Raw genomic sequence first — 17534 nt, forward strand, 5'->3', positions numbered from 1 at the left:
TGTCCCGATGAGGAGCCCCAGATGTCCGAGACCCGCCACACCCGCCTGCTGATCATCGGTTCCGGCCCCGCCGGCTATACCGCCGCCGTGTACGGCGCCCGCGCCATGCTGGAGCCGCTGCTGATCCAGGGCATCGAGCCCGGCGGCCAGCTGACCACCACCACCGAGGTCGAGAACTGGCCCGGCGACACCGAGGTGCAGGGCCCCGAGCTGATGCAGCGGATGGAGGCTCACGCCCGCGCCATGGGCACCGAGATCATTCACGACTTCATCAGCTCGCTGGACCTGTCCCAGCGCCCGTTTACCGCGCAGAGCGACAGCGGCACGGTCTACACGGCGGATGCGGTGATCCTGGCGACCGGCGCCAAGGCGAAATGGCTGGGCCTGCCCTCGGAAGAGAAGTTCAAGGGCTTCGGCGTCTCGGCCTGCGCCACCTGCGACGGGTTCTTCTACCGCGGGCAGGAGATCGTCGTGATCGGCGGCGGCAACACCGCCGTCGAGGAAGCCCTGTTCCTGACCAACTTCGCCAGCAAGGTCACGCTGATTCACCGCCGCGACGAGCTGCGCGCCGAGAAGATCCTGCAGGACAGGCTGTTCAAGAACGAGAAGATCGAGACCCTCTGGTTCCACGAACTGGACGAAGTTGTCGGCACCGACATGCCGCTGGGCGTGGAGGCGGTTCGCGTTCGCCATGTCGAGACCGGCGAAATCACCGAGATCCCGGCCAAGGGCGTCTTCGTCGCCATCGGCCACGCGCCCGCCTCGGAACTGGTGAAGGACCAGCTCGAGACGCACATGGGCGGTTACGTCAAGGTCGAGCCGGGCAGCACCCGTACCTCGATCCCCGGCGTCTTCGCCGCGGGCGACCTGACCGACCACGTCTACCGGCAGGCGGTGACCTCGGCCGGCATGGGCTGCATGGCCGCGCTCGACGCCGAGCGGTTCCTGGCTGCCGAGGAACAGGCCGAAGAGGTGCAGGCGGCCGAGTAGGGCCGTCCGCAACGAGGACTGACATCATGGCGGACAAGACCCGCAGTTTCGCGGTGATCGGGCTCGGCACCTTCGGCGGCACCGTGGCAACGGAGCTTGCGCGGTTCGGCAACCGGGTGCTCGGCATCGATATCGCGGAACCCGTTGCCGGCCGCTTCGCGGATTCGCTTGCGCAGGTGCTGATCGCCGACGGCAAGGACGAGAACGCCCTGCGCGAGGCCGGGCTGGAGCATTACGACGTCGCCATCGTCGCCATCGGCGAGGACCTCGAGGCGAACATCCTGTGCGCGATGAATGCGCGCATGCTGGGGGTCGAGACGATCTGGGCCAAGGCGATGAGCCGCACCCATCACCGGATCCTGTCGAAGCTGGGCGTCGACCGGGTGATTCACCCCGAGCAGGAGATCGGCCAGCGGATCGCGCAGGTTCTGAACAACCCGATGATCCGCGACTACGTCAGCCTCGGGAATGGCTACAACCTGGTCAATGTGCTGGTCCCCGAGCGTCTGGCCGGGCGCACCCTATCGGAACTGAAGCTGCCCGAGCGTTTTGACGTCCGCGCCATAGGATTGATGCGCGGGACCGAGCATTTCGACGGCCAGTTCGTCAACCGCACCCTGAAATGCGACGACCGGCTGCTGCTGCTCGGCAAACGCGCCGACCTGCGGCGCTTCGCGGACAGCATCTGATCATGGCGCGGCCGCTGCTGAAACGGCCGCGGCGCCGGGTCGCGCGCGTGGGGGGCAAGGGCGTCTTCGGCCTGCCACCGCCGGCGGTGCTGGCGCTGCTCTACGCCGGGCTGATCGTGCTGGGGGCGCTGGCGCTGAAGCTTCCGGCCGCGCACACGCAGCCGCTGTCATGGGGCGACGCGCTCTTCACCGCCTGCTCCGCCGTGACGGTGACGGGGCTGGTGGTGGTCGACACCGGCACCGCCTTCACCGCGCTGGGTCAGGGCGTGATCATGGCGCTCATCCAGCTCGGAGGCCTCGGGCTGATGGTCTTCGCGGTCATGGTGCTGTCGGCGCTGGGCCTGCCTATCGGCCTGTCGCAGAGCATGGTCCTGCGCGAGGACCTCAACCGAACCTCGCTCTCCGACCTCGCGCTGTTCGTAAAGATGATCCTGCGCGTCGTGATCCTTGCCGAGGTGGCGGGTGCGGCGCTGCTGGCCTTCGTCTTCGTGCCCGAACTTGGCTGGAACGCGGGCCTCTGGGCGGCGCTCTTTCATTCGATCTCGGCCTTTAACAATGCGGGGTTCGCGCTCTGGGCCGACGGGCTTTCCGGCTGGGTGGACGATCCGCTGGTGAACCTGGTGGTCCCGGCGCTGTTCATCGTCGGAGGCATCGGCTTCGCGGTGATCTCGGAACTCTGGAGCATCCGCCGCTGGCAACGCCTGTCGCTGCACTCCAAGCTGACGTTGGCCGGCACCGGAGGGCTGCTGGCCGTTTCGACCCTGCTCTTCGCTCTGCTCGAATGGCGCAATCCGGGTACGCTGGGCGCGCTCGACAGCACGTGGGCGCGGCTTCAGGCGGCCTGGTTCCAGGCGGCGACGACACGCACGGCGGGGTTCAACACGGTCGATATCGGCGCGACCCACGACAGCACGGCGCTGCTGGTCATGGTGCTGATGATGATCGGCGGCGGTTCGACCTCGACGGCGGGCGGCATCAAGATCACGACCTTCATCGTGCTGCTTCTGGCGACGCTCGCCTTCTTCCGCCGCCGTGAGGAACTGGACGCGTTCGGTCGCTCGATCCCGCTCGACCAGGTGCTCAAGGTGATGGCGCTGGTGACGATCTCGGGCCTTTCGGTGACCACGGCGATCTTCGTCATGTCACTGTCCCATGACGGAGAGTTTCTCGACATGGCCTTCGAGGCGGCCTCGGCCTTCGGCACCACCGGTCTCTCGCGCGGGGCGACGGGCGACCTGGACGCGCTGGGCCGCACCGTCATCATGGCGCTGATGTTCATGGGCCGCGTCGGACCGCTGACACTGGGTTTCATGCTGTCGATGCGCATGCCGCCCCGCGTCCGCTACCCGCGCGAGCAGGTGTTCCTCGGCTAGGCCTCGAAGCGCACGCCCAGCTCCGACATCACCTGCCAGTACTCGGGCCAGGTCTTGCCGGTGCACGCCGGATCGAGGATCGTGATCCCGCCGATCTTCAGCCCCGCCAACGCGAAGCTCATGGCGATGCGGTGGTCGGCATAGGTCTCGATCCGTGTCGGCAAGGTCTGCCCCGCCAGCGAAGGGTCGGCGTTCACGATCAGATCGTCGCCCTCTTCCCGCGCAAGGCCCGGACGAATCCGGTTCAGCTCGGTCGACAGGGCCGAGACCCGGTCGCACTCCTTGACCCGCAGGTTGGCGATGCCGGTGAAGCGGACGGGGCGGTTGTTGAACGCCGCCAGCACGGCGATCGTCGGGATCGCGTCCTGCATCTGACTGCCCTCGATCTCCTCGGGCAGGTTCGGGAACTGCGCGATCACCTCGCGCGCCCGGGCGTCGGGCTGGGTGAACGCGTCGTCCGAAACGCCCAGGTCGATCGCGCCCCCGGTCAGCGCCTGCGCGCCCCAGAGGTACGTCGCGGCCGAGGCATCGGGTTCCACCCGGAACTCGGCGGCATGGTAGCCGGTCGGCGCCACGCGCCAGGCACCTTCGCCGGTGGCTTCGACCTCGGCCCCGAACTGCCGCATTGCGGCGAGCGTCAGCTCGACATAGCCGCGCGCACCAATCTTCGGCCCGGTCAGGGCAACCTCCACCGGCCCCTGAGCCCTCGGCGCCAGCATCAGCAGCGCCGAGACATACTGGCTCGACAGCCCGCCATCGATCTCTATCCGCCCGCCCGGAACGCCGCCGCCAGCGTGAACCGTCACCGGGGGGCAGCCGCCGGTGTCCTCGACCTCCACGCCCAGCGATCCCAAAGCACTGACCAGAGGCCCTATGGGCCGCTTGCGCATGTGCTCGTCGCCGTCCACCACGACGGTCCCGTCCGCCAGCGTCACGGCGGCGGTCAGAAACCGCATCGCGGTCCCGGCATTGCCCAGGAACAGCGGCTCCGCAGGCGGTGTCAGCCGCCCCTCCGAAACGACGACGAAAGTGGTGTCATCGGGCTCCGTCACCTCGACGCCCAACTGCCGCAGGGCGCGCGCCATCAGCGTCGTGTCGAGGCTCTTCAGCGCCCCGGTCACGTGGCTCGTCCCCGGCGCCAGCGCCGCCAGCAGCAGCGCCCGGTTGGTGATCGACTTCGACCCCGGAGGGCTCGCCTGTCCCCGGATCGGTCCGTCCACCGGGATCACGGTCAACGCGTCGAGCGCGTGGATGTCGCTGAGATCTGTCACGTTCCTGTCCCCGTGCCGTTTCCAGCTACCAACAGAATTCCGCCGCCCGGTGCAAGGCTCAACCCGTGCGAACGTCCGCGTCAGGGGGCGAATCGTCGGCTGTGGTATGATCGGACGGGTGTGTAACAGGTATCTCGGGGGGTGCGATGACCTATTCCACCATTGCCTATTTCGGCGACAGCCTTACCGACAACGGCAATCTCTCGTCACTTGTCAGCGTGCCTCCGGTCACGCTTCCGCCGCCGCCCTACCACGCGGGCATGCTGAGCGACGGCCCGGTCCATGCCGAACTGCTGCTGCGGCTTACCGGGCTCGGCGGGCTCAATCTCGCCATCGCCGGGGCGAGGGCGATCGGAGACGGAACGGTGGCGGAGCTTCTGGATACTTTCGGGGTCGAGCTGCCCGACTTCCTTGCGGACTACAACATCAACCTCGGTGCGCAGGTGGACCGGTTCCTCGACGGCGCCGGGGACCTGTCCGATACCGCCGCCGCGATCCTCATCGGCGCGAACGACCTCGCGGACTTCCGACCGTCGAGCAACCCGATCCTCGCGTTCTTCGAGATCCGGAGCTTCGTCGACGACATGGCCGACGCGGTGGGCGACGCCGCGTCCGATCTGGCGCGCGCGGGGATCGACACGATCCTCCACTACACCCTGCCGGAGGTCTCGTTGTTCCCGGTCAGCCAGCAGGTCAGCGCCGATATCCGGGATCTGGGCAACGACGTCGTCGACCGGATAAATGACGCGGTATTGGACGAATTTGCATCGCGAGGGGCGCTGCGCGACACGCCGGTCGAAATCATCGACCTGAATCGGCTCGCCTCGGAGGTGCTGGACGATCCGACCGCCTTCGGCTTTCTCGCCGATCCCGCGGGATTCATGGTGGTGATCGACCCCGACAATCCGCTCGATATCGGCCTCGACCTGCAGGGGCTCGACGCGGACCAGTTTCTGTTCTTCGACGACCTGCACCCTTCGGCCGCCTTCCACGGCCTTATCGCGATCTTCACCGAGGCCACGCTGGAGCTCGACACCCAGCGGTTCCTCGGCGGTGGCAATGACACGAAGGCCTACGGCGCAAGCCGCGATTTCGTGCTGGCTGGGCACGGGGCCGACACGATCGACACGAACGGCGGGCGGGATCTCGTTTTCGGAGGCCTCGGTGGCGACAACCTGAGGGGCGGCACGAAGGGCGACATCCTGAGCGGCGGCTCCGGTGCCGACACGATCCTTGGCGAGGGCGGTGCGGACATCATCGCCGGCGGCCGGTCAGCCGATGTTCTGCGCGGCGGTGCGGGGAACGATCTGCTGATAGGCGGGCGCGGGGACGACATGGTTTTCGGGGGCGGCGGAAACGACCTGATGTTTTACACCGACCCGGCGCTGCTTGGCGGCAAGGGCGGAGAGGATCTCTACGACGGCAAGGCCGGGACGGATACAGTCTACGTGGTCCTCTCAGAGGACACCTACGACGGGGTGGCGAACGCGGTGGATACCGAGGCAGCCCTGCAGCAGAAGCTGGGTCTCACCTTGCGGAATATCGAGAACATCGAACTTTTCGAGACGCGAAGCGCGCTTTCGGACATCGCGCGCTCCGCCGGGTTCGAGGATGCAGATTACTGGGGCTTCGTCTGAGCGAAACCGCCGGTCAGTGAACGCTGACCGGCTGCATCTCGTTCATGCGGGCCACGACGAACGCCTTCTTGCGATCGTCGACAAGGGCCAGCATCTGGCCGTCGGCGCCGTTGATCGAATAGACCTCGGTCATGCCCTTGGTGTGCTCCCGGAATTCCTCGGGCAGCGTGCGAGGGTCGACGCGGCGGACATAGGCGATCTGGGACTCGTCGCCTGGCGTCATGTAGGGGTAATTCGCCATCTCCTACCTCTCTTTCCGTCCTTTTGATGTGCCGATCTCGATACGCTGGACGATGCTCTCGGGCACGTGTTTCTGCAGGTCGATGTGCAGCAGTCCGTTCTCAAGGTGCGCGCCGGCGACCTCGACCCCGTCGGCCAGCACGAACTGGCGCTGGAACTGGCGCGCCGCGATCCCGCGATGCAGGAACACGCGGCTGTCCGCGTCATCCTCCTGCTTGCCGCGGATCAGCAGCTGGGCATTCTCCAGCGTGATCTGCAGATCGTCCTCGGCGAACCCGGCCACCGCCAGGGTGATCCGGTAGACGCCTTCGCCTCTGCTTTCGATATTGTAGGGCGGATAGCCGTCGTTGCCAGTCTTGGCACTGCGTTCCAGCATCCGCTCGAGCTGCTCGAACCCCAGCAGGTAGGGATGAGAGGCAAAACTTGCCTTGGTCATCAATTCGGCCCTTTTCCAAGCGACACCCGTGGACGGGTCCCGATTTCGGCGGCCCGGCCACTTGAAAACATGGGGAGTGCAGGGGCATAAGACAAGGGTTTCAACCCTCCGGGAAAGACTGTGACCCCGCCATGACCCATGCCGACAAGATGGAGCGCCTCGACATCCTGCGCTCGAAGCTCGGCGTCCTGCGCGAGGAACACCGCGACCTCGACGAGGCGATCCGCGCGATGGAAGAACGCGCCAGCGCCGACATGCTGACCCTGCGCCGGATGAAGAAGCGCAAGTTGTCGCTGAAGGACCAGATCGCCCGGCTCGAGGACGAGATCACCCCCGACATCATCGCCTGAAGGAACTCAGCACCCATGAGCAGCCCCCTCATCGGTATCGTCATGGGCAGCCAGTCCGACTGGCCCACCATGAAGACCGCCGCCGACATCCTCGATGCGCTCGAAGTGCCGTGGGAGGCGAAGATCGTCTCGGCGCACCGCACGCCCGACCGGATGTTCGCCTATGCCGAGACGGCGGCGGGCCGGGGCCTGCGTGCGATCATCGCCGGCGCGGGCGGGGCAGCGCACCTGCCGGGGATGCTGGCCTCGAAGACCCGCGTGCCGATCCTTGGCGTGCCGGTGCAGTCCCGCGCGCTGTCCGGGCTCGATTCGCTGTTGTCGATCGTGCAGATGCCCAAGGGGATCCCGGTCGGCACGCTCGCCATCGGCGAGGCCGGCGCCGCGAATGCGGGCCTGCTGGCCGCCGCGATGCTGGCGACCACCGATCCCGCGCTGGCCGAGCGGCTGGACGCCTGGCGCGCGGCCCAGACCGACAGCATCGCCGAGGAACCGACGCGTGACTGAGCCCCTTGCCCCCGGTTCGACCGTCGGCATTCTCGGCGGCGGCCAGCTGGGCCGGATGCTCTCGCTTGCGGCAGCGCGCCTTGGCCTGAAGTGCCACATCTACGAGCCGGATGCGGGCGCGCCCGCCGCGCAGGTCGCCGCTGCGCATACCGTCGCGGGCTATGACGACCTCGATGCGCTGCGTGCCTTTGCTGGCGCCGTCGATGTCGTGACCTACGAGTTCGAGAACATCCCCACCGCCGCGCTCGACGCGATCGAGGCGCAAGTGCCGATCCGGCCGGGCCGGCAGGCACTCGCCGTCAGCCAGGACCGGTTGACGGAAAAGACGTGGCTGTCCGAACTGGGCCTGTCTGTCGCGCCCTTTGCGAATGTCGAGGACGCTGCCGGGATGGAGGCGGCCGTCGCGCAGATCGGCGCGCCCTCGATCCTGAAGACCCGCCGCTTCGGCTATGACGGCAAGGGGCAGGCACGGCTGAAGACGGCCGACGATGCCGCGACGGCCTGGGCCGGGATGAACGGCGCGCCCTCGGTGCTGGAGGGCTTCGTCGCGTTCGAGCGCGAGATCAGCGTCATCGGCACCCGTGCCCTCGACGGGCAGATCGCCTGTTTCGATCCGGGCGAGAACGTGCACCGCGACGGCATCCTGCACACCACCACCGTGCCCGCGCAGATCAGCCACGCGCTGGCGACCGACGCGGTGCTGCTGGCAGGGCGGATCCTGAATGCGCTCGACTATGTCGGCGTGATCGGCGTCGAGCTGTTCGTGACGCCTGCGGGTCTCGTGGTGAACGAGATCGCTCCGCGCGTTCACAACTCGGGCCACTGGACGCAGAACGGTTGCCTGATCGACCAGTTCGAGCAGCACATCCGCGCCGTGGCCGGCTGGCCGCTGGGCGACGGCTCGCGGCATTCCGACGTGGTGATGACCAACCTGATCGGGGACGAGGTCTTCGGGCAGGTCGGCGTGGCCGATGCCGGGTTGCACCTCTACGGCAAGGCCGAGGCCCGGCCGGGGCGCAAGATGGGGCACCTCAACCGGATCTCTCCGCGCGGCTGACGGGTCGTGCGGGGCGGGCGGGGGCCTCCGGCGGGGATATTTCGGGGAAAGTGGAAGGCGGGGCCGCGCCCCGAATTCGGGGCGTTTACGAAGTCTTCAGACTCTGTTTCTGATTTAGATCAATGGCTTATGGGGGTTTTCACGATGAAATCCCCCGATTTCATAGCCTGATCGCGGACAGCAGGCGGCCATAGTCGGGCTCTTTCGCGTGGGTCGCGCGGCGGAAACTGAAGAAGCGCTCGGGTTCGGAATAGGTGCAGCGACCGATCCATTCCGCCTCGGCCACGCCTGCCGTGCGCAGCCGGTGCAGCACGAAACCGGGCAGGTCGAACAGCAGCCGGTCGCCCTCACCGGGCACGAAGAACCGGTGATGGTCGGGGTCCTCGTCGGTGAAGGTCTCGAAGAACTCGGGGCCGACCTCGTAGGCGCGCTGGCTGATGCAGGGTCCGACCGCCGCCGTGATCCGCGTGCGGTCGGCGCCGAGGCTCTCCATACGGTCGAGTGTGGCTTCGACGATCCCGCCGAACGCGCCTTTCCAGCCCGCATGGGCGGCGCCTATCACCCCTGCCTGCCGGTCGGCAAAGAGCACCGGCGCGCAGTCCGCCGAGAGCACGCCGATCACCGTGCCGGGTCTGTCCGTCACCAGCGCGTCGGCCTGCGGGCGGTCCTGCCAGCCGGGATCGGCTTCGAGCGCGATGTCGGAATGGACCTGGTGCAGGGTCAGCAGGGTCTCGGCCCCAAGCGCCGCCACGGCGCGCTGGCGGTTGATCTCGACCGCGTTCGGGTCGTCTTGACTGCCGGGGCCGCAGTTCAGGCCCTGGTGGATGCCCGCCGAGACGCCGCCCTCGCGGGTGAAGAAGCCGTGGGTGATGCCGTCCAGCAGGTCGGAGGTAAGCGGGCGCGGTTGCGGTGTCATCATGCAAATCCCGGAGGTTGCGGCTGGCCCGGGGCGGTCAGGGCCAGCACCTTGAAGAGCGTCCCCATCTGTTCGGGGTGGGTCAAGCGGCGATGCTGTGCGGCAATCTCGGAAGCCTTGTCGCCCCGCGCCAGCGCCTGCGCGCGAGCGGTGATCCCGAGGCGTTCGAGGAACGCGCCTTGCGTGGCGAGCGGCGCGGCCTGCAGCGGCGCGGCGGCCTCGGCCATCCAGCGGAAACCGACATGGGCGGTCAGGTCGGCCTCGCCCGGAGTTTCCAGTACGGGCGCGTACCGGTGCGCCTTCATCGCCTGAAGCGTGTCGCCGGTGCCGTCCCAGTCGCCGTAGTCGATCACCAGCGCTACGCCGCCGTGCCGGGCGATCACCGGGGCGAGGGATTGCAGCAGCGCCTCGCCGGGCGCGCAGGTCTCGACCAGCATGTCAGCGGCGAGGTCGGGGAAGCGGCGGTCCAGTTCCGTGTCCGCGACCGGCGGCGCAAGGCCGTAAGCCAGGCCGCCGGGGCCGGCGCCGATCATCCGCTCGGCCCAGCCGTCGGCTGTCTTCAGGAACTGCCGGATCGGCAGGGCGTCGAAAAACTCGTTCGCCACCAGCAGCAGCGGGCGGTCGTCGGGCAGGCTCGCGGCGCTGTCGTGCCAGTTTGCGGAGAGGCCTTGCAGGGCAGTGGCCTGCGCGTCGCGGAGCGCGGGGCTTGCCTCCACCAGATGGATTTGCGCGGCCTCGGCGAAGCCGGGCGCCAGCCGCGCGGCGCGCAGCATGTCGGCCATCAGCGTGCCGCGACCGGGGCCAAGCTCGGCCAGCGTGAATGCCGAAGGCGCGCCCATGTCCTGCCAGACCTGCGCCAGCCAAAGGCCCAGCATCTCGCCGAACATCTGGCTGATCTCGGGGGCGGTGGTGAAATCCCCGGCAGCGCCCAGCGGATCTCGGGTGGTGTAATAGCCGTGCTCGGGATCGGTCAGGCAGGCGGCCATGAACTCGTCGATCCGCATCGGACCCTGCGCGCGGATCCGCCGGGCGAGGCGTTCAGCCAGCGGTGTCATGCCCGGCGACGCGCGATCAGAAGGACCAGCAGGCCTACGGCGACCATCGGCAGCGACAGCACCTGGCCCATGGTAAGGCCAAACTCGCCGAGCTGCACGACATGGCCCATCGGGTTGTCTTGCGTGATGAACTGGGCGTCCGCCTGCCGGAAGCCCTCGACGAAGGTGCGGGCGAGGCCGTAGCCCAGCAGGAACACGCCGATCACCTTGCCCGGCACCTGCAACCAGCCGCGCCGGGTCACCCCCCAGAGGATCACCAGGCCCAGCAGCAGACCCTCGAGCGCCGCCTCGTAGAGCTGGCTGGGGTGACGGGCGCAGACTTCGGCGATGTCCGGGCAGATCTGCGCAGCCGGGTCGGTGAAGATCACGCCCCAGGGCAGGTCAGTCGGGCGGCCCCAGAGCTCGCCGTTGATGAAGTTCGCGAGGCGGCCGAAGAACAGGCCGACCGGCGTGACCGCGGCCACCGCATCGCCCACGCGCACCGCCGGCAGCTTGTTGACCAGGCTGTAGCCGAGGATTCCGAGGAACACGCCCAGCATCCCGCCGTGGAAGGACATGCCGCCTTCCCAGACCTTGAAGATCTCGCCCATCCGGGTGCTGTAGTAGTCCCACTGGTAGAAGAAGACGAAGCCCAGCCGGCCCCCCAGAATGACGCCCAGCACCATCCAGGTCAGCAGATCCTCGGGCTGCTTCGGCGTCATCGGCGGCGTCCCGCCCCAGAGCGCCGGGCGTTTCATGAGCCGCACCACCAGCCACCATCCGAGGCCGAGCCCCACGATATAGGCCAGAGCGTACCAGCGCAGCGACAGTTCCATCCCGAAAAGGGAGATGGTGAAGATCGCCGGGTCGATGTCGGGAAAGGGCAGGGCGGAGAGCATGATACCTCGCGTCTCGGTCGCCCGCGTGATCCCGTGCCGCAGGCTGGAAGTCAAGCGCCGCCTTGGCAATCCCGCGTGAGCACCCCATTATTGAGGAAACCTCACCGAAAAGGGCGGAGCCATGCAGACCCGCAACAAGATATTCGACGACATCAGCCAGCTGATGACCAATGCGATGGGCGTCGCCCAGGGCGCGCGCGAAGAGGCCGAGACCGCCGTGCGCAGCTTGATGGACCGCTGGCTTGCCGACCGCGACCTCGTCACCCGCGAGGAGTTCGACGCCGTGCTCGCCATGGCCCAGAAGGCGCGCGAGGAGAACGCCGCGCTTCAGGCCCGCATCGAAGCGCTTGAGACCAAGCTCGGCAACTGAGTCGCACTACCCTGGAAGAACGTCGCGCCCGGCCCTGGCCGGGCGTTCGCGTTTTCGCGCACGATCCCGCCGAAATCCGGCCTGCCTTAAAAACGTCACGACGGCGTAACTATTTTTATCTTTACAGGCACGATTTTTGTGCCACGATATGTTGTAGGTCGGGTGGCTCTCCCAAACGACCTGTTGACATCCCCACAGCCCCTTGCGGGGTTCGCTCCGCCGGAGGCCACAGCCAGAGGGACCGAGGCATGAGCATTGTCGAACATGACTTCCTCTCCGAAGACGTTCACCCGATCGACATCGTGGAAACGCTCGCCGAGCACCACGAATGGGACTTCGACAGGGTCGCGGAGGACCAGATCGCCATGGCGATCGAGGGCAGCTGGCGAACTTATTCGCTGACGCTCGCCTGGTCGAACCACGACGAGACGCTTCGCCTGATCTGTGCTTTCGACATGGAGCCGCCGGTCGAGAAGATGGACGCGCTGGTCGCCACGATGGAGCGGGCCAACGACCGGTGCTGGGCAGGCGCCTTCACTCTCTGGCCGGAGCAGAAGCTGATGGTCTGGCGCTACGGTCTGATCCTGGCGGGCGGAGCCACCGCCTCGGCCGAGCAGATCATCGAGATGGTACGCGTCGCCGTCACCACCTCGGAACGGTTCTTCCCGGCCTTCCAGATGGTCTGCTGGAGCAATGAAACGCCCGAGAAGGCGCTGAACATCGCCATGACCGAGGCTTACGGCCGCGCGTGACGGAACGGCCCGGTTCGCCGGGCCCGAATTTTTCGGGTCGAACGCCAACACTCCCCCCCCCGAGCCGTTCGACCCTGTCTGGCCGGGCATGGTCCCCACCCATGCCCGGCCTATTACTTCTCCGCTTCAGCTTGACGAGCCGCCCTGCCAGCCGCTAACCGCGAAAGCAGGTTTCAAGGGGGATCTGATGGATTTCGACGTACTTTCCCGCAATGGCATCCTGCTGCTGGGATGCGGGCGCATGGGGTCGGCCCTGCTCGAGGGCTGGCTCGCGGCGGGTCTGCCGACCTCGGCGGTGCATGTGCGGGATCCCAAGCCCGGCGCGCGGCTCGAAGAGCTTGCGGCGCAAGGGCTGACCCTGAACGGCGATCTTCCCGAGGCCCCGGCGCTTTGCCTGATCGCGGTCAAACCGCAGTTGATGGACGCGGCGCTGCCTGATGTCGCGGCGCTGGGCGGGGGCCGAACCCTGATCGTTTCGATCGCCGCCGGCACGCCCATCGCACGTTTCGAAGCGGCCTTCGGTCCCGGTACGCCGATCGTGCGCTCGATGCCGAACACGCCTGCCGCGGTGGGCCGTGGTATCACCGCCATTGTCGGGAATGCCACCGCGACCGACGCGCACCTGGCGCTCACCGAACAGGTCCTATCGACCGTGGGCGAAGTGGTCCGGCTCGATGACGAGGATCAGATGCACGCGGTCACAGGCGTCTCGGGCTCCGGACCCGCCTATGTCTTCCACATGATCGAGACACTGGCCGCCGCCGCCGAGGCCGAGGGGCTGGCACCGGACCTGGCCCTGCAGCTGGCCCGCGCCACGGTCGCGGGGGCAGGCGCGCTCGCCACCGCGCCGGACGCGCCGACGCCGGATGTGCTGCGCCAGAACGTGACAAGTCCGAACGGGACCACCGCCGCCGGGCTGTCGGTACTGATGGGCAAGGAAAACGGCCTGCCGCCGCTGATCCGTGCTACGGTGGCGGCGGCTGCCGGACGCAGCCGGGAACTCGCCGAATAATTTTTTGTGCGCTGCACAAAACACCTCTTGCAAAGTATTGTGCGGCGCACAATATGGCAGGGAGTAACACGGAAACTCATGCCAAACCCCGGAGGATCACATGGCTGACAAGACGACTTTCGGGTTCGACCCGGACAAGATGATGGAATTCTTCAAGCAGAACGACTTCACCCGCGCGTTCAGCGACGTGAAACTGCCGAACTTCGACACCGAGGCGCTGTTCGCCGCGCAGAAGAAGAACATGGACGCGCTGGTCGAGGCCAACAAGGCGGCTGCCGCCGGCTACCAGGACCTGTTCAAGAAGCAGATGGCGATTTTCGAGGAAACCATCTCGGAAGCCCAGAAGCAGATCCAGGACATGGAACTGAAGATGGACAGCAAGACCGCCGCCGCTCAGGGCGAGGTCGCCAAGGCTGCTTTCGAGAAGGCCATCGCCAACATGAAAGAGCTGGCCGAAACTGCTCAGAAGGCCAATACCGAGGCCTACGAGATCGTCTCGGCTCGCGTGAAGGAATCGGTCGAAGAGCTGCGCTCGCTGGCCGACACGCTGAAGACCAAGAAGTAAGCCTGTCCTCAGACGGCTTTCACGGCGCGCCCGGCTTTGCCACGGCGCGCCGTTTGCGTTACGCCCTTCCGGTGACTGCAAGGGAGGGGTGCGATGCCCGAGATTTCGTTTGATGATTTCCTGGCCGTGGATATCCGCGCCGGCCGCGTGACCCGCGCCGAGCCGTTCCCCGAGGCCCGCAAACCTGCGATCAAGCTCTGGATCGATTTCGGCCCCGAGATCGGCGAGAAGAAAAGCTCTGCCCAGATCACGGCGCACTACTCCCCCGAAACGCTGCCCGGCCGGATGGTCATGGGCGTCGTCAACTTTCCGCCCCGGCAGATCGGCCCCGTCCGCTCCGAGGTGCTGGTGCTGGGCGTCGCCGACGAGAATGGGGATATCGTCCTGATCGCCCCCGACCACGATGTCGCGCCCGGCGAGCGGATGTGCTGATGGCGCCCGTTGTCACCGTCACCCGCCGCCTGCCTCAGGCTGTCGAGGATCGCCTGGCCGCCGAATTCGACGCGCGGCTGAACCCGGACGATGTGCCGTTTACGCCTGCTCAACTGATTTCGGCTATGCAGGAATCCGACGCCGTGCTGGGCACGGTGACGGACCTGTTCGACGCGTCGGTGCTCGCGGCGGGCGGCAAGCGCCGCGCGGGGATCGTCGCGAACTTCGCGGTCGGGGTGAACAACATCGACCTGGACGCCGCCAAGGCGGAGGGCGTCGTCGTGACCAATACGCCCGGCGTGCTGACCGATGCGACCGCGGACGTGGCGCTGACGCTTATGCTGAACGTCACCCGGCGGGTGCCAGAATCCGAGGCTCTGCTGCGCGAGGGACGCTGGCAGGGCTTCAGCCCGACGCTGCTTCTGGGCGCCTCGCTTCAGGGCAAGGTGTTGGGCATCATTGGCATGGGCCGGATCGGCAAGGCGGTCGCCCGGCGCGCGGCGCTCGGGTTCGGGATGAAGGTGATCTACTTCAACCGCTCCCCCGTCGCCGATCCGGGGGTGGAGGCCGAGGCCCGCGATAGTATCGACGCGGTGATGGCCGAGGCGGACGTGATCTCGCTGCACCTGCCGGGCGGCGCGGGGAACGCGCGGGTGATCTCGGCCGAGCGGATCGCGCTGATGAAGCCGGGCGCCCATCTGATCAACACCGCGCGCGGCGACGTGGTGGACGAGCCCGCGCTGATCGAGGCGCTGCGCGACGGGAGGATCGCTGGCGCCGGGCTCGACGTTTTCGAAGCCGAGCCGACGGTGCCTCAGGCGCTACTGGAATTGCCGAACGTCGCTTTGCTGCCGCATATCGGCTCGGCGACGGTCGAGACGCGGACGGCGATGGGCATGCTGGCGGTGGACAATATCGCGGCGCATTTCGGCGGGCAGGACTACCCGGCGCGGGTGGTCTAGGACCCGACCGCCTCGCGCCAGTGGCGGCGGCAGAGCGAGACATAGGTCTCGTTCCCGCCCACCTGGATCTGCGGACCCTCGCGCAGCGCCTTCCCGTCGGGGCCCATGCGGACGACCATCGTGGCCTTGCGCCCGCAGTGGCAGATGGTGCGAACCTCGCGCATCTCGTCGGCCAGGGCCAGCAGGGCGGCGGAGCCGGGGAAGAGTTTCCCCCTGAAATCCACCCGCAGGCCGTAGCACATCACCGGGACGTCGAGATCGTCGACGGCGCGGGCGAGTTGCCAGACCTGCTCTTCGGTGAGCCACTGGGCCTCGTCCAGCAGGACGCAGGCGATCGGGCCCTGCGCCAGCCGATCCTCGATCTTCCGGTAGAGATCCGTTTGCGCGGTGAAACCGTCCGCTTCGGCCGAGATGCCGATGCGGCTGGCGATGCGTCCCTCTCCGGAGCGGTGGTCGAAGGCGGCCGTCAGCAGATAGGTCTGCATCCCCCGTTCATTGTAGTTGTACGAGGCTTGGAGCAGGACCGTGCTCTTGCCCGCGTTCATGGTGGAATAGTTGAAGTAGAGCTTCGCCATGAAAGCGGGTCTGGATCAGATCAGCGGGACCAGGGGAACGCCGCAGGCGGAGAGGGTCAGAAGGGCCGCGAGGGCGAGGGCGATACGGATCATGGGGGACTGCTCCTGTTTGTTGTCCTTCGGGTCTAGCCCGGCGGGGCGGGGCGGGAAAGCCCCCGGGCGGGGTTCCGCCGGGGCTGTGGCCTGCGGGCCAGACCCGCCGGTTTCAGCGTGAAAATCGGGGATTTCATCGTGAAAACCCCCTTAACTCCATGAAATATATGCTGAAAAGAGTGTAAAAACTTCGTAAATGCCTGCGGGGACGCCCCCAAACGCCCCCGCAGGCGCCGCGCCTACTCGATGCCCAGCAGCATCTTGGCCTCGGCGAGCGTCGCGACCGAGGCGTCGTGATCGCCTGCGGTGTGCTGCTCTTCGCCCTGCATCCGCAGGTCCTGCACGCGGGCCAGGTCCTCGGCGGACAGGTCGGTGCCGGCGTCGAGCGCCGCGTCGATGGCGGCCATGTCGCCCGGGCACTGGAACGCCAGGGCGGGGCCTGCCAGAAGGGCCAGTACGGCGGCGGTGATCGGAAGTCTCATGGTTGTCCTCCCCTCTGAAGGGCGCGAGGGGCGCGCAAGCCCCCCGGCGCCGGGGTCAGGATAACCGATCCGGGGCGTCAGCGCCGTTCACGCTGCCGTGTAGGGGCCTGACGAACGGTCAGCGGCGGCTCGTCGACGACGCGCAGGGGCTGCGGCTTCGCGGTCAGGGGCGGCTCGGCGCGGGGGCCGGGGACGGGCCGAGCCGGCCGGCTGAACCGTGGCGGTTTGGGCGGGCGCAGCGCCTCTTCCAGCCGGGCGACGATCGCGGCGGGCTTGTCGCGCTCGAACACCTCGACCAGCGGCACGCCGGCGCGGGAGAAGACCTCGCGCTTGACCTTGTCGCGGGCCTCGGCGTTGCCGAGGAAATGGCCCGAGCCCTGCACCTCGATGGCGACGCGCAGGCGGTGGTCCTGGTCGAACACGCCCATGTCGATGCGCTTGGAATTGATCGAGCGAAAGGCCGCATCGCGCTGCGCGTCCGAGCCGGTGGCAGGGTCGGGCTCGAGGATCTCGCCCATCGAGATCTGGGCCATCAGGCTGAGGCCGGGGTGATCCGCGAGCGCGTCCTCGAGGATCGCCCAGACGCCGCTTTCGGTCTTGTTGAGCAGGGGCACCGTGCGGAAACCGACCTGCCCCACGGCCTTGAGCTGGGTGCGCGGGTCGCGGAGATTGGTGCCGCGCGGCCCCGAGAGGCGCCGTTCCAGCGACCGCAGGAAGGGATAGGCCACCAGCATCACGGCAAGGATGTAGAAGGGCATCGGGTTCTTCTGGAGGATGCCCAGAACCTCGGTGATCAATGCGTCGAGGGGGGAGTTCAAAATATGTGGACCCTGGGGTTAATACGGTTCGCGGCGCACCTCGCGGTTGCGCGCGCCTGGGGCCGAGTCTGACTGCA

At 67.5% G+C, this 17534-nt stretch carries 22 protein-coding genes; 13 read left to right on the forward strand and 9 right to left on the reverse strand.

What is annotated here, in order from left to right; genetic code table 11:
- Positions 1–21 precede the first annotated feature (21 nt).
- Genes trxB through ACW9UR_RS00915 form a run of 3 tightly spaced genes read left to right on the forward strand, consistent with a single transcriptional unit; the run spans position 22 to position 3052 of the window.
- Positions 22–990, forward strand: coding sequence for a thioredoxin-disulfide reductase (trxB, locus tag ACW9UR_RS00905; RefSeq protein WP_458915011.1), 969 nt, complete (start codon positions 22–24; stop codon positions 988–990).
- 26 nt (positions 991–1016) lie between these two features.
- The gene (locus ACW9UR_RS00910; protein WP_458915012.1) at positions 1017–1679 is read left to right on the forward strand and encodes a potassium channel family protein; all 663 of its coding nucleotides are present in this window, start codon (positions 1017–1019) and stop codon (positions 1677–1679) included.
- 2 nt (positions 1680–1681) lie between these two features.
- Complete coding sequence (locus tag ACW9UR_RS00915) at positions 1682–3052, forward strand: TrkH family potassium uptake protein (protein WP_458915013.1); 1371 nt, start codon at positions 1682–1684, stop codon at positions 3050–3052.
- Here the strand turns inward: ACW9UR_RS00915 and ACW9UR_RS00920 are convergent.
- Entirely contained in the window at positions 3049–4323 is a 1275-nt protein-coding gene (locus tag ACW9UR_RS00920) for a 3-phosphoshikimate 1-carboxyvinyltransferase (protein ID WP_458915014.1), read from the reverse strand. The genes ACW9UR_RS00915 and ACW9UR_RS00920 overlap by 4 nt on opposite strands.
- A gap of 146 nt (positions 4324–4469) precedes the next feature.
- Here ACW9UR_RS00920 and ACW9UR_RS00925 point away from each other — a divergent pair, with 146 nt between their 5' ends.
- Positions 4470–5960, forward strand: coding sequence for an SGNH/GDSL hydrolase family protein (locus ACW9UR_RS00925; protein ID WP_458915015.1), 1491 nt, complete (start codon positions 4470–4472; stop codon positions 5958–5960).
- Positions 5961–5973: 13 nt separating this feature from the next.
- Here ACW9UR_RS00925 and ACW9UR_RS00930 read toward each other — a convergent pair whose 3' ends face one another.
- Together ACW9UR_RS00930 and ACW9UR_RS00935 are read right to left on the reverse strand one after the other, a co-directional pair.
- Positions 5974–6201 (reverse strand): DUF1150 family protein, encoded by a 228-nt coding sequence (locus tag ACW9UR_RS00930; protein ID WP_458915016.1) that lies wholly within the window; start codon positions 6199–6201, stop codon positions 5974–5976.
- Positions 6202–6204: 3 nt separating this feature from the next.
- Positions 6205–6636 carry an Hsp20 family protein gene (locus ACW9UR_RS00935; RefSeq protein WP_458915017.1) on the reverse strand — a complete coding sequence of 144 codons (432 nt, stop codon included), beginning with the start codon at positions 6634–6636 and terminating at the stop codon, positions 6205–6207.
- A gap of 131 nt (positions 6637–6767) precedes the next feature.
- On the opposite strand from ACW9UR_RS00935, the gene ACW9UR_RS00940 reads away from it, so the two are divergent.
- Genes ACW9UR_RS00940 through ACW9UR_RS00950 form a run of 3 tightly spaced genes read left to right on the forward strand, consistent with a single transcriptional unit; the run spans position 6768 to position 8547 of the window.
- Positions 6768–6986 carry a YdcH family protein gene (locus ACW9UR_RS00940; protein WP_458915018.1) on the forward strand — a complete coding sequence of 73 codons (219 nt, stop codon included), beginning with the start codon at positions 6768–6770 and terminating at the stop codon, positions 6984–6986.
- A 15-nt stretch (positions 6987–7001) separates the two neighbouring features.
- A complete protein-coding gene (gene purE / locus ACW9UR_RS00945; protein ID WP_458915019.1) occupies positions 7002–7490 on the forward strand; it encodes a 5-(carboxyamino)imidazole ribonucleotide mutase in 489 nt (162 codons plus the stop codon).
- A complete protein-coding gene (locus tag ACW9UR_RS00950; protein ID WP_458915020.1) occupies positions 7483–8547 on the forward strand; it encodes a 5-(carboxyamino)imidazole ribonucleotide synthase in 1065 nt (354 codons plus the stop codon). The genes purE and ACW9UR_RS00950 overlap by 8 nt, the downstream gene beginning before the upstream one ends.
- A gap of 160 nt (positions 8548–8707) precedes the next feature.
- Here the strand turns inward: ACW9UR_RS00950 and pgeF are convergent, their stop codons facing one another.
- Genes pgeF through lgt form a run of 3 tightly spaced genes read right to left on the reverse strand, consistent with a single transcriptional unit; the run spans position 8708 to position 11396 of the window.
- Complete coding sequence (gene pgeF / locus ACW9UR_RS00955; RefSeq protein ID WP_458915021.1) at positions 8708–9463, reverse strand: peptidoglycan editing factor PgeF; 756 nt, start codon at positions 9461–9463, stop codon at positions 8708–8710.
- A complete protein-coding gene (locus ACW9UR_RS00960) occupies positions 9463–10518 on the reverse strand; it encodes a class I SAM-dependent methyltransferase (protein ID WP_458915022.1) in 1056 nt (351 codons plus the stop codon). Before ACW9UR_RS00960 ends, pgeF begins: the two co-directional genes overlap by 1 nt.
- Positions 10515–11396, reverse strand: a complete 882-nt coding sequence (gene lgt / locus ACW9UR_RS00965) for a prolipoprotein diacylglyceryl transferase (RefSeq protein WP_458915289.1) — start codon at positions 11394–11396, stop codon at positions 10515–10517. Before lgt ends, ACW9UR_RS00960 begins: the two co-directional genes overlap by 4 nt.
- A 121-nt stretch (positions 11397–11517) precedes the next feature.
- Between lgt and ACW9UR_RS00970 the strand changes: the two genes are divergently transcribed.
- The 6 genes from ACW9UR_RS00970 to ACW9UR_RS00995 all read left to right on the forward strand — a co-directional run bounded on the left by ACW9UR_RS00970 (position 11518) and on the right by ACW9UR_RS00995 (position 15489).
- A complete protein-coding gene (locus tag ACW9UR_RS00970) occupies positions 11518–11766 on the forward strand; it encodes an accessory factor UbiK family protein (protein ID WP_458915023.1) in 249 nt (82 codons plus the stop codon).
- A 248-nt stretch (positions 11767–12014) separates the two neighbouring features.
- The gene (locus ACW9UR_RS00975; RefSeq protein ID WP_458915024.1) at positions 12015–12518 is read left to right on the forward strand and encodes a type III secretion system chaperone family protein; all 504 of its coding nucleotides are present in this window, start codon (positions 12015–12017) and stop codon (positions 12516–12518) included.
- A 187-nt stretch (positions 12519–12705) separates the two neighbouring features.
- Positions 12706–13530, forward strand: a complete 825-nt coding sequence (gene proC / locus ACW9UR_RS00980; RefSeq protein ID WP_458915025.1) for a pyrroline-5-carboxylate reductase — start codon at positions 12706–12708, stop codon at positions 13528–13530.
- Between the two features lie 100 nt (positions 13531–13630).
- Positions 13631–14095, forward strand: a complete 465-nt coding sequence (locus ACW9UR_RS00985) for a phasin family protein (protein WP_458915026.1) — start codon at positions 13631–13633, stop codon at positions 14093–14095.
- A 93-nt stretch (positions 14096–14188) separates the two neighbouring features.
- Positions 14189–14527 (forward strand): tRNA-binding protein, encoded by a 339-nt coding sequence (locus ACW9UR_RS00990; protein ID WP_458915027.1) that lies wholly within the window; start codon positions 14189–14191, stop codon positions 14525–14527.
- Complete coding sequence (locus ACW9UR_RS00995) at positions 14527–15489, forward strand: 2-hydroxyacid dehydrogenase (RefSeq protein WP_458915028.1); 963 nt, start codon at positions 14527–14529, stop codon at positions 15487–15489. The genes ACW9UR_RS00990 and ACW9UR_RS00995 overlap by 1 nt, the downstream gene beginning before the upstream one ends.
- Here the strand turns inward: ACW9UR_RS00995 and ACW9UR_RS01000 are convergent.
- The 3 genes from ACW9UR_RS01000 to ACW9UR_RS01010 all read right to left on the reverse strand — a co-directional run bounded on the left by ACW9UR_RS01000 (position 15486) and on the right by ACW9UR_RS01010 (position 17457).
- Positions 15486–16064 (reverse strand): thymidine kinase, encoded by a 579-nt coding sequence (locus tag ACW9UR_RS01000; RefSeq protein ID WP_458915029.1) that lies wholly within the window; start codon positions 16062–16064, stop codon positions 15486–15488. The genes ACW9UR_RS00995 and ACW9UR_RS01000 overlap by 4 nt on opposite strands.
- A gap of 332 nt (positions 16065–16396) precedes the next feature.
- A complete protein-coding gene (locus ACW9UR_RS01005) occupies positions 16397–16639 on the reverse strand; it encodes a hypothetical protein (protein ID WP_458915030.1) in 243 nt (80 codons plus the stop codon).
- Between the two features lie 77 nt (positions 16640–16716).
- Positions 16717–17457: a DUF2726 domain-containing protein gene (locus ACW9UR_RS01010; protein WP_458915031.1), complete on the reverse strand. Its 741-nt coding sequence runs from the start codon at positions 17455–17457 to the stop codon at positions 16717–16719.
- Between the last annotated feature and the right edge of the window lie 77 nt (positions 17458–17534).

The sequence above is a fragment of the Halovulum sp. GXIMD14794 genome (assembly GCF_054457455.1).

Excerpts from the sequence above, each read along its gene's own strand:
- trxB (WP_458915011.1), top strand. The coding sequence starts at position 22 with ATGTCCGAGACCCGCCACACCCGCCTGCTGATCATCGGTTCCGGCCCC.
- ACW9UR_RS00910 (WP_458915012.1), top strand. The coding sequence starts at position 1,017 with ATGGCGGACAAGACCCGCAGTTTCGCGGTGATCGGGCTCGGCACCTTC.
- ACW9UR_RS00915 (WP_458915013.1), top strand. The coding sequence starts at position 1,682 with ATGGCGCGGCCGCTGCTGAAACGGCCGCGGCGCCGGGTCGCGCGCGTG.
- ACW9UR_RS00925 (WP_458915015.1), top strand. The coding sequence starts at position 4,470 with ATGACCTATTCCACCATTGCCTATTTCGGCGACAGCCTTACCGACAAC.
- ACW9UR_RS00930 (WP_458915016.1), bottom strand. The coding sequence starts at position 6,201 with ATGGCGAATTACCCCTACATGACGCCAGGCGACGAGTCCCAGATCGCC.
- ACW9UR_RS00935 (WP_458915017.1), bottom strand. The coding sequence starts at position 6,636 with ATGACCAAGGCAAGTTTTGCCTCTCATCCCTACCTGCTGGGGTTCGAG.
- ACW9UR_RS00940 (WP_458915018.1), top strand. The coding sequence starts at position 6,768 with ATGACCCATGCCGACAAGATGGAGCGCCTCGACATCCTGCGCTCGAAG.
- purE (WP_458915019.1), top strand. The coding sequence starts at position 7,002 with ATGAGCAGCCCCCTCATCGGTATCGTCATGGGCAGCCAGTCCGACTGG.
- pgeF (WP_458915021.1), bottom strand. The coding sequence starts at position 9,463 with ATGACACCGCAACCGCGCCCGCTTACCTCCGACCTGCTGGACGGCATC.
- ACW9UR_RS00960 (WP_458915022.1), bottom strand. The coding sequence starts at position 10,518 with ATGACACCGCTGGCTGAACGCCTCGCCCGGCGGATCCGCGCGCAGGGT.
- lgt (WP_458915289.1), bottom strand. The coding sequence starts at position 11,396 with ATGCTCTCCGCCCTGCCCTTTCCCGACATCGACCCGGCGATCTTCACC.
- ACW9UR_RS00970 (WP_458915023.1), top strand. The coding sequence starts at position 11,518 with ATGCAGACCCGCAACAAGATATTCGACGACATCAGCCAGCTGATGACC.
- ACW9UR_RS00975 (WP_458915024.1), top strand. The coding sequence starts at position 12,015 with ATGAGCATTGTCGAACATGACTTCCTCTCCGAAGACGTTCACCCGATC.
- proC (WP_458915025.1), top strand. The coding sequence starts at position 12,706 with ATGGATTTCGACGTACTTTCCCGCAATGGCATCCTGCTGCTGGGATGC.
- ACW9UR_RS00985 (WP_458915026.1), top strand. The coding sequence starts at position 13,631 with ATGGCTGACAAGACGACTTTCGGGTTCGACCCGGACAAGATGATGGAA.
- ACW9UR_RS00990 (WP_458915027.1), top strand. The coding sequence starts at position 14,189 with ATGCCCGAGATTTCGTTTGATGATTTCCTGGCCGTGGATATCCGCGCC.
- ACW9UR_RS00995 (WP_458915028.1), top strand. The coding sequence starts at position 14,527 with ATGGCGCCCGTTGTCACCGTCACCCGCCGCCTGCCTCAGGCTGTCGAG.
- ACW9UR_RS01000 (WP_458915029.1), bottom strand. The coding sequence starts at position 16,064 with ATGGCGAAGCTCTACTTCAACTATTCCACCATGAACGCGGGCAAGAGC.
- ACW9UR_RS01005 (WP_458915030.1), bottom strand. The coding sequence starts at position 16,639 with ATGAGACTTCCGATCACCGCCGCCGTACTGGCCCTTCTGGCAGGCCCC.